Origin of the sequence: Sporosarcina ureae, from assembly GCF_002101375.1 — a bacterium.
GTDB lineage: Bacteria > Bacillota > Bacilli > Bacillales_A > Planococcaceae > Sporosarcina > Sporosarcina ureae_B.
The window spans coordinates 2,346,275-2,360,980 of sequence record NZ_CP015207.1 but is presented as its reverse complement, the minus strand read 5'-3'; the positions used below and the strand labels follow the sequence as shown (position 1 = coordinate 2,360,980).

Here is a 14,706-nt window from a genome sequence, read left to right as displayed (position 1 = left end):
AATCCGTCCATAACCGTCCCATACTGTCAAAAGATACTGAATGGAACGGGATGTGATGAGCAATGAAACGTACCGATTATATAAAGTCCACTAATAGAAAAAGGTGGAAAAAGATTGTATTATCCCTATCGATCACGTCGATAGCCGCGATCGTGACTGTCTTAATCGCCCTTCGAATATATGCCCAAGTACTTGGTGCCCCTTCATTGAGCGTACCAAAGGCTTCATTGTTCCTCGATCATAGTGGGCATCAGATCGGGGATCACTTTTCACAACATAGACGGTATTGGATGAAGCTGTCCGATATATCCCCTTTTCTGACAGATGCTTTTGTAGCAACAGAAGATAAGAAATTTTATTCGCATAATGGATTTGATTATAAACGACTTGCCGGTGCCATTCTGAAGGACGTTAAAACGATGAGCAAGGCGCAAGGTGCGAGTACGATTACCATGCAATATGCGCGGAATCTGTATTTAACACACGAAAAGTCTTGGACACGAAAAATCCATGAGGCGCTGTTTGCTTATCGCCTCGAAATTTTCTATGACAAGGATACGATTTTGGAAGGTTATTTAAATACTGTCTACTTCGGTCATGGAATGTACGGTGTGGAAGCGGCCAGCCGGTTTTATTTTTCTAAAGCCGCGAAAGAGCTGACATTGGAAGAGGCCGCCACGATTGCTGCAATCGCAAAAGGTCCTTCCATTTATTCACCTCTTGATAATCCCGAGAATTCACGCAACCGCCAACTGCTCGTACTCGATCAAATGGAGCAATATGATTATATTTCAACTGCGCAAAAGGAACGCGCGGTGGAAGAGAGAATTGTGCTAAAAACAGAGAGTTGGAAAGATATGAAGCAAGTGGCTCCTTATTTTTTGGATGCTGCATGGCAACAGGCGGAAGATATCCTCGCGTCTAAAGGCCGTGTACCCGCAGAAGGTGGCTGGCAAATCCGAACGACGTTGAATCAACAGCACCAGCAAGCCGCGGAACAAGCCATTAAACAAGCGATGCCTGCAAATGACCTGCAAGTTGGATTCATCTCCATGGCTGCAGACACGGGTTTCGTCACGTCGATGGTAGGTGGAGTGGATTTTGGCGACAGCTCCTTTAACCGAGTGACTCAAGCGAAACGTCAGCCAGGCTCTGCAATGAAGCCGATCCTCTATGCGGCAGCAATGGAAAAAGGCATGAGCCCGTTAACCTTCATGACGGCCGAAAAGACACTGTTTACCTATGATGACGGTCGTTCGACATATGAGCCGAGCAATATTAACGGGGAGTTTGCGGTGAAGCCGATTTCATTGGCACAGGCGATTGCCATTTCAGATAATATCTATGCAGTCAAGACGCTTGAGCAAGTCGGTTACAAGCCGTACACAAAAATGGCGCAACGGCTAGGCATCGATGTGGCGTTTCCCGAATCCCCAGCGGTCGCGCTTGGAACATCCGATGTGACATTGTACGAGATGACGACAGCGTATAATCGTATTGCGTCAAAAGGTAAACAAGTCGAACCGCAAATGATTCTATCGATTACAGATGCGAACGGAAAACTGGTCTATGAGCATCCTTCGAAAAAACCGAAGCAAGCGATGTCGGAACAAGACGCATTTGTGCTAACGCATTTGATGACGGGGATGTTCGACCCTGTCTTCAATGACTATTTAACCTCTACAGGCTTGTCGATGCGACCGAAACAAACGCGGCCTTATGCAGCGAAGTCCGGAACGACGATTTCGGATCAATATTTGATTGGATTCTCGCCCACATTAACAGCGGGCATTTGGACAGGCTTTGACCGCGGCAAGCAGCTCGAAAATTTGGAGGATAAATCCGTTTCGAAAAAGGTATGGATTGATTTCATGGAAGCGGCACACGAAGGAACAGCCCCACAACCATTCCTCCCCCCTTCTGGCGTGCAAGGCGTCATTGTAGATATCGAAACCGGCGGGATTGCGGTCAATGAATGTGCAAAGCAACGGTTGATCTATGTGAAGGATAAAGATGTGCCGAAGAAATTATGCACGGATCGCTCGTTGAGAGAACAACATTCCGGAGAAGAGGAAAATTCTAAAATGGAGTTATTCCCGTTTTCATTTTTTGAGTGATTTGAAGCATTCGGGTTATGAGCGGGTAGCGGGAATGATAGAGCGGTTAGCGCTGGAGTATGAGCGAACGCACGTTGGTATAGAGCGCTTAACGATGGACTATGAGCGAACTCACGCTGGCATAGAGCGCTTAACGATGGACTATGAGCGAACGCGCGCTGTGATAGAGCGCTTAACGACGGACTATGAGCGAACGCGTACCAACATAGAGCGCTTAACGACGGACTATGAGCGAACACACGCCGGCATAGAGCGCTTAACGATGGACTATGAGCGATCGCGCGCCAACATAGAGCGCGTAGCGACAAACTATGAGCGAACGCACGCCAACATAGAGCACTCAGCCATAAACTATGAGCACTTGAAGTATATTTCACTCACCAAATACCCATTGAAAAAAGCCCCGTTCTCCGTATCCGCGGAGAGCGAGGCTTTTTTGACCGTTATGTAGTGATCGAATGAATCTTCACTGCTTGGGTTTGTGGTTTCATCAAACGACTGTCTATATAGCGGGTGTCCTAGATTACAGCGCAAAGCTGTATGTTTAGTTTACTTCCTTTGATGCAGACATTCAACCTCAAAGAGGACGTAATGCAAATTGTCACATTTTTGACGCATTTGACGAGAATTGTACTTTTCAATTATCCCGTTTTACGTCTAACTCTGTACGCAAACCTTCGTGTAATTCAGGTGTACTGCGTTCCCACAGTTCTGCGTTATGTGATATCAGAAAGTCCTTAAGAATTTTTTTCGAACGATCGTCCATATCGTCTACGATAATTTGACGTTTCATAGATTTGTCCATACGGTTGACGTGGTCTGCAAGTAACTTATAGCCGCGTCTCTTCTCACGGTTGACGACCATTTCACAAGCTGTGATTCCTGCGTAATACGGACCTTCCTCACGGTAATCAATTGTCACCCAAACGAGCCAGTATGGTTTGCCGCCTTCAGAATCTTTGCGATCCGTTGTGAATTTAATTCCTCGTTCCGTATCACTACGGGCATGCATAGCACCCATTTCCACTTGCGCCGTACCCGCTTCTACATCGATGATCACAGGCGAGATGTTTTCTAATGATAACGAACCTATGCCGAATCCTTTGTGTCCATCTGTTGGGTCATTTTTTATTATCGTAAAGCCTAACTTTGGTTTTGAATTTTGCTCACTTGCCATGTAAATCGCCCTCCGTCTCTGTTATTATATGTACTATACCTGAATTTTCTGCTAAGGAGGAAACAAAATGCCATACGTTACTGTAAAAATGCTTGAAGGCCGCACTGATGAACAAAAACGTGCATTATGTGAAAAAGTTACGCAAGCCGTTGTAGAAACGACTGGTGCTACTACTGATAGCGTAACAGTTTTCATTGAAGAAATGCCAAAAAATCATCTTTTTAAAAATGGGAAACTTATGAGTGACCAGTAAAATCAGCAAAAGGATTCTCATCGTGAGAATCCTTTTTACTTGATCCATTTAACTGACTGAACTCACTTGCATCTCTTCGATGAAGGCAAAAGCTTGATCCATTTCCTGATCAGTAAAATTCAATTTGTTTTTCACGATACGTACTTTAGCAATTTGATCTTCTTTGTCCAGCTGATCGAAAAATAGCAATGTGGAGACCAATTCCAAAAAGCGTGATGACTTTTCATTTAATCGTTCGATACATTTTGGCAACTGTTCTTTCGGTGCTTCTGCTGTGGTAAGGAATTTCGATCCTTCATCCGTCACTTGATAGCAATATTGCTTATACGAACCCTTGTCCTCGAAACGTTCAGCCAAAAAGCCCATTTCACACAATTCTTCCACTCGCAATGTCAGTTCTTCCGAATAAGGACCATACATATGGAGCTCATATTTCTCGGCAAACGGGAAATTCATTTTCTTCAATATATAAACCATCTTCTGCATTTTCTTACGGCCATTTACTTCATTCGCCAACGATATAAACTGAACGATTTTTGCATGCTCTTGCAGCAAGTCCCGCAACCCCTCTCTTAACCTCTTAACAATTCCAAAATCTTCTCATGCAACGGGTTTCCATCTACTAACAAGTCTTCAGGATAATAAATTTTATGATCTGTTCTGCGTTTTCCTGATATCGCTTCGACCACATCGGACATTCGCGACAGTTCACGCAAATCGCCATTTTCTAGTTGTAAATAAATCGGCACACGTTCATTCTCTTCACCTGGACGATAAAAGTCATAAGGTAAGTCTGATGAAGAATCCGTCACTAAATAATAGTCAGGATCGAGTCCTGCTTCTTTAAACAATGTAATAAGTTCACCGAATTTCATATATTGCACTGCAGGATCGAACTCGGCATATTGAAACAACCGTCTATTCACGAAGCGATCGCACAAATCCGCTAAAATCGTGTCATCTTCTTCCATCCACATCTGGAAATACGTCAATAACACGCCCTCATCAAGAGCTATATACTCTTTCAATTTGAACTCTTGTGCAAAAAACGAAATGAAGTGCACGGGTTCTTGCTTAAATGCATACCCCGTTTCGAATAAATATTTCGCTCTGTGTAAAATTTTTATCAGAATCACTTCTGCACTTCGCGACACTGGGTGGAAATACACTTGCCAGTACATCTGATAGCGGCTCATGATATAGTCTTCCACCGCATGCATGCCGCTATGCTTGATGACTACTTGGTCTTCAGTCGGGCGCATGACACGCAAAATCCGTTCCATGTCGAAATGGCCGTAGGAAACGCCTGTGTAATATGCATCGCGTTGAAGATAATCCATACGGTCTGCGTCGATTTGACTGGAAATCAAGCTGACGACCAGTTTATCGGGATACGTTTTGTCGATAACATCCGCCACTTTTTGAGGGAAATCTGGCGACACACGACGCAGCACTTCATGGACTTCTGTCTGTTCCAATAAAATTTGCTGGGTGAATTGTTCGTGATCCAGATTGAATACTTTTTCAAATGCGTGGGAGAACGGCCCGTGTCCTAGATCATGCAATAGTGCGGCACAAAGTGCGACGAGCCGCTGTTCTTCGTCCCATTCTTCACGCCCACTGAAGCCATCATCGAGAATTCGTCTGACGATTTCATAGACACCGAGCGAATGCTGGAAGCGGCTGTGTTCTGCGCCGTGGAACACTAAGTAGGTGGTGCCAAGCTGGCGAATTCTGCGCAGACGCTGGAACTCGCGTGTGTTGACGAGGTCCCATATTACGCGATCTCTTACATGTATGTAGCGATGCACGGGGTCTTTAAACACTTTTTCTTCGGGCAGTTTTTCGTTTTGGTACGCCATGTCGTCACCTCATCCTTCATTCGTTCCAGTATAACAAAAAACGACGTGACGCGACATAGTACACTATGACGGATTTTAAACGGTTGATGATGAAACGTGTTTATAAACGTGAAGGACTTAGTGTCTACTTGGGGATGGAAGCTCCAGTTGGGGGACGCTTTCCCATGGGCCCGCGGTGAGCCAACTAGTCACTGCGTTCCTTTAGTTGTCTCACCTGATCGGGCTGATCCATCGGGAGTCGCCCCCAATTTCCGCTTCCATCCTACTTATTGAGTGGTGGTACTTAGATCACTCACTGTAGCTAATATGTAAGATATTATTTTGGCTAAACTTATTCAAGTTCAAAATAGATTACAAACCTAACTTCCATGCACAACAAAATGTAACACCTACTCGCATTGCAAGGGATTGGCGTCCCAAAGGATCAGCCCGACAGAAGAGACAACCAAGGGAGCTTGCGACTGGTTGGCTCGCCGCGGGCTCTCAGTAAAAGCGTCCCCTCCGAAGCGCAAATCCCCTCCCCAACACCTTGTCAGCCTACCCCCACTCACTTTACTTAACTCCTACTCACCCAAAATAAACGCCCATTTTATTACCATCTTCATAGAATTTTGTGACTCTCTGAATAAAAGATTCGTTTCGTGGTCATAATGGCAGTAGAAAGAGAGTACAAGACAGGAGGCATGGAGATGGTGAAAGTTAGACAAGACGCTTGGTTAGAACAAGACGATGAATTATTGGCAGAGACGGTGCTACGACATGTAAGAGAAGGAAGTACACAGTTAGGTGCATTTGAGGAAGTAGGTGACGCACTGAACCGAACAGCGGCAGCTTGTGGGTTCAGATGGAATGCCGTCGTGCGAAGAGACTACGAGGGTGAACTCTCTGAAGCGAAGAAAGAGAGAAAGCAAACGTTACGTGTACTAGGTACAGATTTTAAAAGACGTAACCAACAAATGTATAACCCCGAGACAGGCGCAGATGGTCAGGAGAAAATCCAAGTTCCACTATCCGCCCTATCACTCGATACGGTCATTGCCTATTTAATTCGCATGCATCATAACGGCGGTGCGGATACGGATGCTCTGCGATGGAGACAGACGGCAAAAACAGCGACGGAACAAATGAAATCGCTAGAAGCGCAAATTGAAGATCTGAAAAAAGAGAATAGAACGTTGAAAGATGATTATGAGCAATTCGTCCAAATCATGAATCGTGCACGTCGATTAATCGCTTTGAATGAAGAAAGTGAGCACGTCGCACCGTTGTTTAAAATGGAACCGAATGGGAATTTAATCACATCAAAAGAGCCGCCAATCAATAACTGATTGGCAGCTTTTTTTCGTACTATGATAACATCTTTTGATTGCGTTCAAAGACACGTTGCAAATAAAATCCGTACAATTCCATTTCCTCGTCTGTTAACCCACCGTGACGCACATCTTCCGTCAACGAACGCAATACTATTTGCAGACGAATAACGATTTCATTGACCGTCAATTGTGTATCCAGAATTTCCGATAATGACGCCATTGTATCCGGTTGGATCACAGGATAGCTGAATTTCGTCTGCTGACCCTGTAAGCCTTTGTCATAAACTTCACGAATTAATTTTGCGCGTTCGGAACCACTGCCTTCAATGCATAAATACACTTGCACAGCGACTCCTTGACGCAGACGCCGTTGAGAAACCCCTGCGAATTTCTTGCCATCGACACTTAAATCATACGATCCAGGACAATAAGATCCGACAATTTCATAGGCTTCTATCCGTTCGCCAAGTTCAGGAAATAATAGCTGAACTAGTGATAACATCGCTTCGTAGCCTACCGGAATATCAATTGAAGACTTTTGTTCAGAAAAGATTAAGGAGATATTTAATATCCCTTCATCTAGCACGACTGCAAGACCGCCCGAATTGCGGACGATTGAACGATAGCCGTGTCGCTCGATTCCTTCCATCGCTTGTTGAATGAACGGCATCCGATGATCTTGAATACCTAACACGATTGTCTTGTCGTGTACCCATGTCCTGACAACCGGTACACTTTGTCGCTGTCCAACTAATTGGCATAACGTATCATCCATAGCGAATGATTCGAGTGCGGAACGATTACGTGCTGAAATCGATTCGTCGATGAAACGCCAAGCTGGTTGATTTAGTAAACGTTTATCTTGTGACATCTCTAGCTCTCCTATAGTGAGTGATCTGGATTATATGTAGACGGTTCACAAACTACGAGCCTGTCATGATAAGCTCTGAGCTGCCGTGATGATTGATAGTTTGTAGACATCTTCCGCAGAACAGCCGCGTGACAAGTCGTTGACAGGGCCATTCAAGCCTTGAAGGATTGGACCGATTGCTTCATAGCCACCCAGACGTTCTGTCAATTTGTAGCCGATGTTTCCAGCATCGAGTGTCGGGAAAATAAAGACGTTTGCATCGCCTTTGATGACAGATTCGGGCGCTTTTTTCGCTGCTACACTGGGTACATACGCTGCATCAAATTGAAATTCTCCATCAATCAATAGATCAGGTGCTAATTCTTTAGCAATTCTAGCCGCCTCCACTACTTTTTCCGTCTCTTCTGTCACAGCAGAACCTTTAGTAGAGAATGAAAGCATGGCAACGCGCGGATCAATGCCGAATGCTTTTGCAGTTTTCGTACTTTCCACAGCGATTTCAGCCAACTCTTTAGCGGAAGGATTCACAGTAATGGCACAGTCTGCAAAAATTAGACGCTCTTCTGCTTTCATCATAATGAAAGCACCGCTAGTTTTTGAAATGCCAGGCTTCGTCTTGATGATTTGCAATGCCGGACGAACTGTATCCGCCGTCGAATGGGCAGCTCCGCTCACCAAACCGTCTACACGTCCTGTATAGATTAGCATAGTTCCGAAATAGTTTACATCTTTCAATTGCTCGCGCGCTTGCTCAATTGTAGCTTTTCCTGCACGCCGTTCAACGAATTTCTCCGCCAGTTCTTCAAAATAGGAAGCGTTTGCAGGATCAATCAGCTTAATTTCAGAAATATCGAAGCCACTATCTTTTGCTGCTTTATTTACCGCTTCTTCATTACCTAATAAAACTGGTGTAATAATCCCCTCTTGTTGAAGATGTACAGCTGCTTCTAGTATTCTAACGTCTTCCCCTTCAGGTAATACAATCGTCTTTCCCTTACCTTCCAACGTTTTACGAATACCTTCAAAAAGATCTGCCATATGTAATTCCCACCCTTTGTTATATTTTCCTATTCATCATACCTGAAAAGACAAATTAATACACTATGAATCCTTAAGTTTTCAGACAACTGTCAACTAGCTATTCGTTTTTGTAATGTATGTCGTGGGTCTTACCTTATTCCTTAACGAGCAAAGACTGTTTATGATACACTTAAAGTAGAAACTACTTTAATTTAAAAGGAGACTGAATTCAAGTGAATGAAGCAGCTATTACATTAGACGGTTGGTATGTACTTCACGATTTTCGCACGATGGACTGGGCTTCTTGGAAAATGATTTCAAAAGAAGAGCGCCAGGCAGCAGTCAATGAATTCCTAACATTTTTGGAGCGTATACAAGAAGCGGATGAGGCTAAAACAGGTAGTCACGCGTTTTATACAGTAGTTGGCCAAAAGGCAGACTTCATGCTAATGACATTACGTCCTACAATGGATGAACTTCAGCAGTTGGAAGCGGAATTCAATAAGTTAACCATTGCGGATTACACAATCCCAGCGTATTCTTATGTGTCGGTAGTCGAGTTATCAAATTACCTAGCAGGTGAATCTGACGAAGATCCATATCAGAACCCATATGTACGCGGACGCTTGTATCCTGAATTACCACGTAGCCAATATGTTTGTTTCTATCCAATGGACAAGAAGCGCGAAGGCGAAGACAATTGGTACATGCTCGACATGGACAACCGCAAAAGTTTAATGCGCAGCCACGGCATGATTGGCCGCGGATATGCAGGTAAAGTGAAGCAAATCATTTCCGGATCCGTCGGCTTTGATGATTACGAGTGGGGCGTCACGTTGTTCTCTGATGACATATTGCAGTTCAAGAAGCTCGTCTATGAAATGCGTTTTGACGAAGTCAGTGCACGTTACGGCGTATTTGGCTCATTCTTCATCGGTACGATTTTAGACGCGGACAAGCGCGCAGCATTTTTTGAAGTATAATACGTTTAGACCTAAGCCGCGAATGAAATAATTCGCGGCTTTTTTGTGCGCAACGTTACCTTCCCCAGACCTTGAATTCTCCATTCCAATTCACAATAGAAACACTAGTGAAGCGAAGTGGAAGGCGGCGACTCGGGGAGGATCAGCTCGACAGGTAAGACAACCAAAAGGAAGCGAAGCGACCTGGTTGGCTTACCGCGAGCCCTCCCGAACGCGTCCGCCTGGAACGTAGCGTAACGCTACCTTCCCCCAGACCTTGAACTCCCCATTCCAATTCACAATAAAAACACTAGTGAAGCGAAGTGGAGGGCGGCGACTCGGGGAGGATCAGCTCGACAGGTAAGACAACCAATAGGAAGCGAAGCGACCTGGTTGGCTTACCGCGGGCCCTCCCGAACGCGTCCGCCTGGAACGTAGCGTAACGCTACCTTCACTCAGACCTTGAATTCCCCATTCCAATTCACAATAGAAACACTAGTGAAGCGAAGTGGAAGGCGGCGACTCGGGGAGGATCAGCTCGACAGGTAAGACAACCAAAAGGAAGCGAAGCGACCTGGTTGGCTTACCGCGGGCCCTCCCGAACGCGTCCGCCTGGAACGCAGCGTAACGTTACCTTCCCCCAGCACTCGAACTCCTCTCCAAAAAACATCATTCATACCCACCACCCTTCCAACATAAGATACAACCAAGGGGGTTTTGCTTTAGCTGTCATCGCGACAAAAAAAGGGAATAAAAGCGCTTGCCCGTTTCACACAGGCTACTTCAGCACGAAACGCACCTTTCCCTCGCCCAACAAGACTGCCCGCAAGTAAAACTAACAGATCTGGAGAGGATGTTGAAATGGTTCAATATTATTGGAATCCTGGCTATGCCCAGCAACAAATGGTACCACCACAAACAAATATACAGGGGAACGTACCAACTACACCTTTTAGAGAACAGTCGTACATCGAGAATATTTTACGGCTTAACAGAGGAAAACCCGGCGTCTTTCATTTTTCATTCGAGCATGCGGTAGAAGCAGGCAAAAACACGATAGCTATCACAGGTATGGTAGAAGCTGCAGGACGCGATCACGTCATCCTCAGCCAAGCCAATACAGGGCGACGCTATTTATTCCCTATGATCTACTTCGATTATGCGGAGTTCCCAGAGGAATTAAATTACTTCGACCAAACGCCATAAGAAAAAACCGCTCACCTTGAGCGGTTTTCCTTTGTTATCTTCCGAATTTCACTGCCGCAATGATCAACATAATCCATCCCGCGATGAATGCAACTCCACCAATCGGTGTGATAGCGCCAAGAATTCCGATTCCAGACAAGCTGAGTACATACAGGCTTCCTGAGAAAATAACGATACCAGCTAGAATTAAATAGCCAGCCCATGATAGTTGCGTCGATGGTCCAAGCAATGCGTTGCTCATCAAAATACCGATTGCGAGTAATGCAATCGCATGGAACATCTGGTATTGTACCGCGGTTTCCCAGACGGCTAAGTAATGTTCGGACAGACGATCTTTCAATGCGTGTGCACCAAACGCCCCAAACCCAACTGCAATCGCGGCATTAATAGCTCCTGCAATAATAAAAAACGGCATAATTATTCCTTCTTTCTAACGAATATTGTATACCCTGTTTCCAGTCTACCATAGTAAAACACGTAGACATGATAGTGTTTGAACGGTTTGTGGCGCTATTAAAAATCAAATAACGACTCACCGTTGGCATCTTCTTCACGTAATGGTTGCTCGCTCAGTGACGTAATCGGCGTTGCATGTACAGTGCTCATTTGTATAGCTTGCGGGATGGCCGGTGCAGAAGGTCTGTCATCACCGAGCATCAAATTACATAACGTCCGCACAGCATAAATGGCTTCTCTTCGCGTCGCCTCATTCTGTGTTTGTTTCGCCAAGCGTACTTGTTGCTCCATTTCTCCAAGCAATTGTGCAGCTGTGATCATCGCATTTTCATCCCCTTTTTCGGTTCGAATTTCATACACTCCATACCAGAAGAGCGCTTTACCACTATAGATGGCAACATTTTCGTCTTGAATCCATATGCCTTACAGCCCCGCGGACTTGCCGGGTCCCAAGTTGTATAAAAGAAGATACAGTCGAAGCAATTGACTGCCATCGTACACATCCTTTCTAGTTATTCACTTGGTAGTTTTCGCCCAATCAATTGGCTCTCTTCCCCACTTGCGTAAATAGTCATTCGTTTTAGAAAACGGCTTACTGCCAAAGAATCCTCTAGATGCACTGAAAGGACTCGGATGAGGCGATTCGATAATGGCATGACGTCTGCGATTGATCAATGCCGCTTTTTCTTGCGCATGTCTTCCCCATAAAATGAAAACAATTGGTGCACTGCGCATCGACAGTTTACGAATGACTTCGTCCGTAAAGAGTTCCCAACCTTTTCCGCGATGCGAAGCAGCTGCTCCTTCGCGCACAGTCAATACCGTATTCAATAATAATACACCTTGTTCGGCCCATCCTGTCAATATTCCTTCAGTCGGAACATCCATTCCAATATCTGATGATAGCTCTTTAAAGATATTGCGTAAACTTGGTGGCACTTTCACGCCAGGCTGCACAGAAAAACTCATACCATGAGCTTGTTTGGGCCCATGATACGGATCTTGGCCCAAAATCACGACTTTGACATCCTGAAAAGGCGTCAGTTTAAAAGCTGTCCACATATCAGACATTTGTGGATAGATGATGTGATTTGTGTATTCTTCGCGAAGAAAAGTACGCAGCTCCTGATAATACGGTTTATCGAATTCATCTTTTAATATGTGATCCCAATCATTACGAAATTCTGCTACCATATGCATCACTCCTTAAATTCAATATCTAGTTGATAGCCTGCAAATGAAAACATATCTTTTAGTGTTTTTACTGCATTTTTCTCTGCGGATTCCAGGACACCTTGTTCGGATGCCTCTTCCATTATTAGCGTTTTGGCTTCATTCGCTAATTCATAGCCTTCTTTAATGTCTGCTTTTCCACGAAATAATCCTTCTACAGAATAGACTTCCACTTTATCGAAATACAATTCCGCACCACCGACGAATTCAGCTTTTGGTATCGTCAGCTCAATACGTTTCTCTTCTTCGTCCACTTGCATATCCTGCTCGGTGATTTCACTTAGATCAATTCCGGCCTTGATTGAACCTGGAATGACCACTAATAAATTCCGCTTCGTTCCAGGAAAATTAACACCGATGTTTTTACCGAACAATTCATTGTCAGTACGTTTGACGAGCACTTTCGTATAAGCTTCCGCCGTTGTCAGTTCCTGTAGCTCTTGGACACGCTCGACAAATGCCGTCTTTTGTTCTGAAAAAGTAGAGCCCAGTTGCATTAAATAAAAGCCTGCGATTGGCAGGGTAATAAGTGCGGCGACCAATAGTACAATTAATAAAATATATGTTGTTCTCCACGAAGACCATAAAGTAAAGGCGAGTTCGAGAATTCCTCCTCTTCGCTTCCGTTTGGTCTTTTTCCGTCCAGTGAATGTCACAGCGGCTTGAGCATCAGCCTTCGTCCAATCTTTCTTCTCTCTCTTAGACGATTCATGCTTACTCATGGCTCACATCCTCTCGTATGATCCAACACTCCGCTTCTATTTGTACGTTCTGTAGAATAATAGGTTTCAATGGCAAAACCTGTACGTATTACAAGCTTCCTAGACTTTCATCATACCCGAGTTGTTTGTATTTCGACAATTAGTTGTATACTATACGTAACAACAAAATTTAGTAGGCAAAGGAGACGTTTTATTATGTCATTGAAGAAAACCTTAACGATTGCAGGCTCGGATACATCAGGCGGTGCAGGTATTCAGGCGGATTTAAAAACTTTTCAGGAGCACGGTACGTATGGCATGACGGCAGTGACAGTGGTTGTCACGATGGATCCCGATCAAAATTGGTCACATAATGTTTATTCATTGCCAATCGATGTCGTAAAAGCACAATTGAAAACGGCATTGTCTACTGGAGTCGATGCTATCAAAACAGGCATGTTGAGTACAGAAGAAGTCATTCAAACGGCAGGTCAGGCAATTGATGAATCCGGTTTGGATCACGTGGTGATCGACCCTGTTATGGTGTGTAAAGGGGAAGATGAAGTATTGAATCCCGGGAATACGGATGCGATGATTACATATCTCCTGCCAAAAGCAGAAATCGTTACGCCGAACTTATTCGAAGCGGGACAATTAGCTTCTATGAAAACACCGAAAACAATCGAAGACATGAAAGTAGCAGCACAGAAAATTCATGAACTCGGTGCACGTAATGTCGTGATCAAAGGTGGTAAACAACTCGATCATGAAGAAGCAGTGGATTTATTCTACGATGGATTGACGTATACATTACTCAAATCAAAAAGATCTGATACGTATCATAATCATGGTGCGGGCTGTACATTTGCAGCCGCTATCACAGCCAATTTGGCGAATGGCTTGTCGATTAAAGACGCGGTTATTCAAGCGAAGCAGTTTGTCACAGCAGCAATCGCACACGGCTGGAAGCTTAATGAGTATGTAGGACCTGTCATGCACGGTGCGAAAAATCAGTTCGACGTGCCACAGGTAGAACTGCAGGAAGTATAACACATGCGTAAAAGGTGCACTCCGACCTTTAGTGAGCCGTCTAATCGCATTCAAACCGCAATATCTATATACTACTTAAATAGAAAGATTGCAGCGAAATGACTGCAAGATTTAGGAGGATGAGTATGGAATCTGTTGACGTGAAACATTTACAAGAGTTACTGAACTCCTTTGCCAATAAAGATGTCTACATACATTTGGAAACGACAAATGGATCGTATGCTTCACATTTCCAAGAAGGATTTTTCAATGCGGGCGCGTTTATTCGTAATGTCATTATCCGTTACGAACTTGGCAAAGTGGCAGGCGAATCTCCGCACCGTGTCGGTCTGAAGTTGCCGAGTGGCTGGATTTATGCACAAGGGATCACACATTATACAGTCGACGAGCATAATCGTTTACTGATGGCGGGACTTGGACCTGACGGAAAGCTTGCGGTAGCGCTTGAAATCAGTGAAACGCCATTTGCTTATTAAGAAGGGAGA

18 protein-coding genes are annotated in these 14,706 nt (G+C 44.5%); 8 read left to right on the top strand and 10 right to left on the bottom strand.

Going from position 1 to position 14,706, the window contains the following annotated elements; genetic code table 11:
• Positions 1-62 precede the first annotated feature (62 nt).
• Together SporoP8_RS11735 and SporoP8_RS16975 are read left to right on the top strand one after the other, a co-directional pair.
• On the top strand, positions 63-2,117 hold the full coding sequence (locus tag SporoP8_RS11735; protein WP_085132668.1) for a transglycosylase domain-containing protein: 2,055 nt from the start codon (positions 63-65) through the stop codon (positions 2,115-2,117).
• Positions 2,118-2,151: 34 nt separating this feature from the next.
• Complete coding sequence (locus SporoP8_RS16975; RefSeq protein WP_420066729.1) at positions 2,152-2,568, top strand: hypothetical protein; 417 nt, start codon at positions 2,152-2,154, stop codon at positions 2,566-2,568.
• A gap of 186 nt (positions 2,569-2,754) precedes the next feature.
• Here the strand turns inward: SporoP8_RS16975 and SporoP8_RS11725 are convergent, their stop codons facing one another.
• Positions 2,755-3,294: a YwhD family protein gene (locus tag SporoP8_RS11725; protein ID WP_085132666.1), complete on the bottom strand. Its 540-nt coding sequence runs from the start codon at positions 3,292-3,294 to the stop codon at positions 2,755-2,757.
• A 67-nt stretch (positions 3,295-3,361) separates the two neighbouring features.
• On the opposite strand from SporoP8_RS11725, the gene SporoP8_RS11720 reads away from it, so the two are divergent.
• Complete coding sequence (locus SporoP8_RS11720; RefSeq protein WP_085132665.1) at positions 3,362-3,547, top strand: 2-hydroxymuconate tautomerase; 186 nt, start codon at positions 3,362-3,364, stop codon at positions 3,545-3,547.
• A gap of 48 nt (positions 3,548-3,595) precedes the next feature.
• On the opposite strand, the gene SporoP8_RS11715 is transcribed toward SporoP8_RS11720, so the two are convergent.
• Both SporoP8_RS11715 and SporoP8_RS11710 read right to left on the bottom strand, forming a co-directional pair.
• Positions 3,596-4,102, bottom strand: coding sequence for a YwgA family protein (locus tag SporoP8_RS11715; RefSeq protein ID WP_085132664.1), 507 nt, complete (start codon positions 4,100-4,102; stop codon positions 3,596-3,598).
• Between the two features lie 17 nt (positions 4,103-4,119).
• A complete protein-coding gene (locus SporoP8_RS11710; RefSeq protein ID WP_085132663.1) occupies positions 4,120-5,409 on the bottom strand; it encodes an HD domain-containing protein in 1,290 nt (429 codons plus the stop codon).
• A gap of 689 nt (positions 5,410-6,098) precedes the next feature.
• Between SporoP8_RS11710 and SporoP8_RS11705 the strand changes: the two genes are divergently transcribed.
• Entirely contained in the window at positions 6,099-6,737 is a 639-nt protein-coding gene (locus SporoP8_RS11705) for an RsfA family transcriptional regulator (protein ID WP_085132662.1), read from the top strand.
• A 19-nt stretch (positions 6,738-6,756) separates the two neighbouring features.
• Here SporoP8_RS11705 and SporoP8_RS11700 read toward each other — a convergent pair whose 3' ends face one another.
• Both SporoP8_RS11700 and pta read right to left on the bottom strand, forming a co-directional pair.
• Positions 6,757-7,593 (bottom strand): octanoyl-[GcvH]:protein N-octanoyltransferase, encoded by an 837-nt coding sequence (locus tag SporoP8_RS11700; protein WP_085132661.1) that lies wholly within the window; start codon positions 7,591-7,593, stop codon positions 6,757-6,759.
• Between the two features lie 63 nt (positions 7,594-7,656).
• Positions 7,657-8,631, bottom strand: coding sequence for a phosphate acetyltransferase (pta, locus tag SporoP8_RS11695; RefSeq protein WP_085132660.1), 975 nt, complete (start codon positions 8,629-8,631; stop codon positions 7,657-7,659).
• Between the two features lie 215 nt (positions 8,632-8,846).
• Between pta and hemQ the strand changes: the two genes are divergently transcribed.
• Positions 8,847-9,596, top strand: coding sequence for a hydrogen peroxide-dependent heme synthase (hemQ, locus tag SporoP8_RS11690; protein ID WP_085132659.1), 750 nt, complete (start codon positions 8,847-8,849; stop codon positions 9,594-9,596).
• A gap of 840 nt (positions 9,597-10,436) precedes the next feature.
• Positions 10,437-10,781 carry a spore coat protein GerQ gene (locus SporoP8_RS11685; RefSeq protein ID WP_085132658.1) on the top strand — a complete coding sequence of 115 codons (345 nt, stop codon included), beginning with the start codon at positions 10,437-10,439 and terminating at the stop codon, positions 10,779-10,781.
• A 34-nt stretch (positions 10,782-10,815) separates the two neighbouring features.
• On the opposite strand, the gene SporoP8_RS11680 is transcribed toward SporoP8_RS11685, so the two are convergent.
• The 5 genes from SporoP8_RS11680 to SporoP8_RS11660 all read right to left on the bottom strand — a co-directional run bounded on the left by SporoP8_RS11680 (position 10,816) and on the right by SporoP8_RS11660 (position 13,192).
• Positions 10,816-11,196, bottom strand: a complete 381-nt coding sequence (locus tag SporoP8_RS11680; protein ID WP_085132657.1) for a DUF423 domain-containing protein — start codon at positions 11,194-11,196, stop codon at positions 10,816-10,818.
• Between the two features lie 98 nt (positions 11,197-11,294).
• Positions 11,295-11,558 carry a YwdI family protein gene (locus tag SporoP8_RS11675; protein WP_085132656.1) on the bottom strand — a complete coding sequence of 88 codons (264 nt, stop codon included), beginning with the start codon at positions 11,556-11,558 and terminating at the stop codon, positions 11,295-11,297.
• Positions 11,555-11,731: a uracil-DNA glycosylase gene (locus SporoP8_RS16780; RefSeq protein ID WP_083034898.1), complete on the bottom strand. Its 177-nt coding sequence runs from the start codon at positions 11,729-11,731 to the stop codon at positions 11,555-11,557. The genes SporoP8_RS11675 and SporoP8_RS16780 overlap by 4 nt, the downstream gene beginning before the upstream one ends.
• 22 nt (positions 11,732-11,753) lie before the next feature.
• Complete coding sequence (locus SporoP8_RS11665; protein WP_085132655.1) at positions 11,754-12,431, bottom strand: uracil-DNA glycosylase; 678 nt, start codon at positions 12,429-12,431, stop codon at positions 11,754-11,756.
• A 5-nt stretch (positions 12,432-12,436) separates the two neighbouring features.
• Positions 12,437-13,192, bottom strand: a complete 756-nt coding sequence (locus SporoP8_RS11660) for a DUF4230 domain-containing protein (protein WP_085132654.1) — start codon at positions 13,190-13,192, stop codon at positions 12,437-12,439.
• 195 nt (positions 13,193-13,387) lie between these two features.
• On the opposite strand from SporoP8_RS11660, the gene thiD reads away from it, so the two are divergent.
• Positions 13,388-14,221 carry a bifunctional hydroxymethylpyrimidine kinase/phosphomethylpyrimidine kinase gene (gene thiD / locus SporoP8_RS11655; RefSeq protein ID WP_085132653.1) on the top strand — a complete coding sequence of 278 codons (834 nt, stop codon included), beginning with the start codon at positions 13,388-13,390 and terminating at the stop codon, positions 14,219-14,221.
• 125 nt (positions 14,222-14,346) lie between these two features.
• Positions 14,347-14,697 (top strand): YojF family protein, encoded by a 351-nt coding sequence (locus SporoP8_RS11650; RefSeq protein ID WP_085132652.1) that lies wholly within the window; start codon positions 14,347-14,349, stop codon positions 14,695-14,697.
• Positions 14,698-14,706 lie beyond the last annotated feature (9 nt).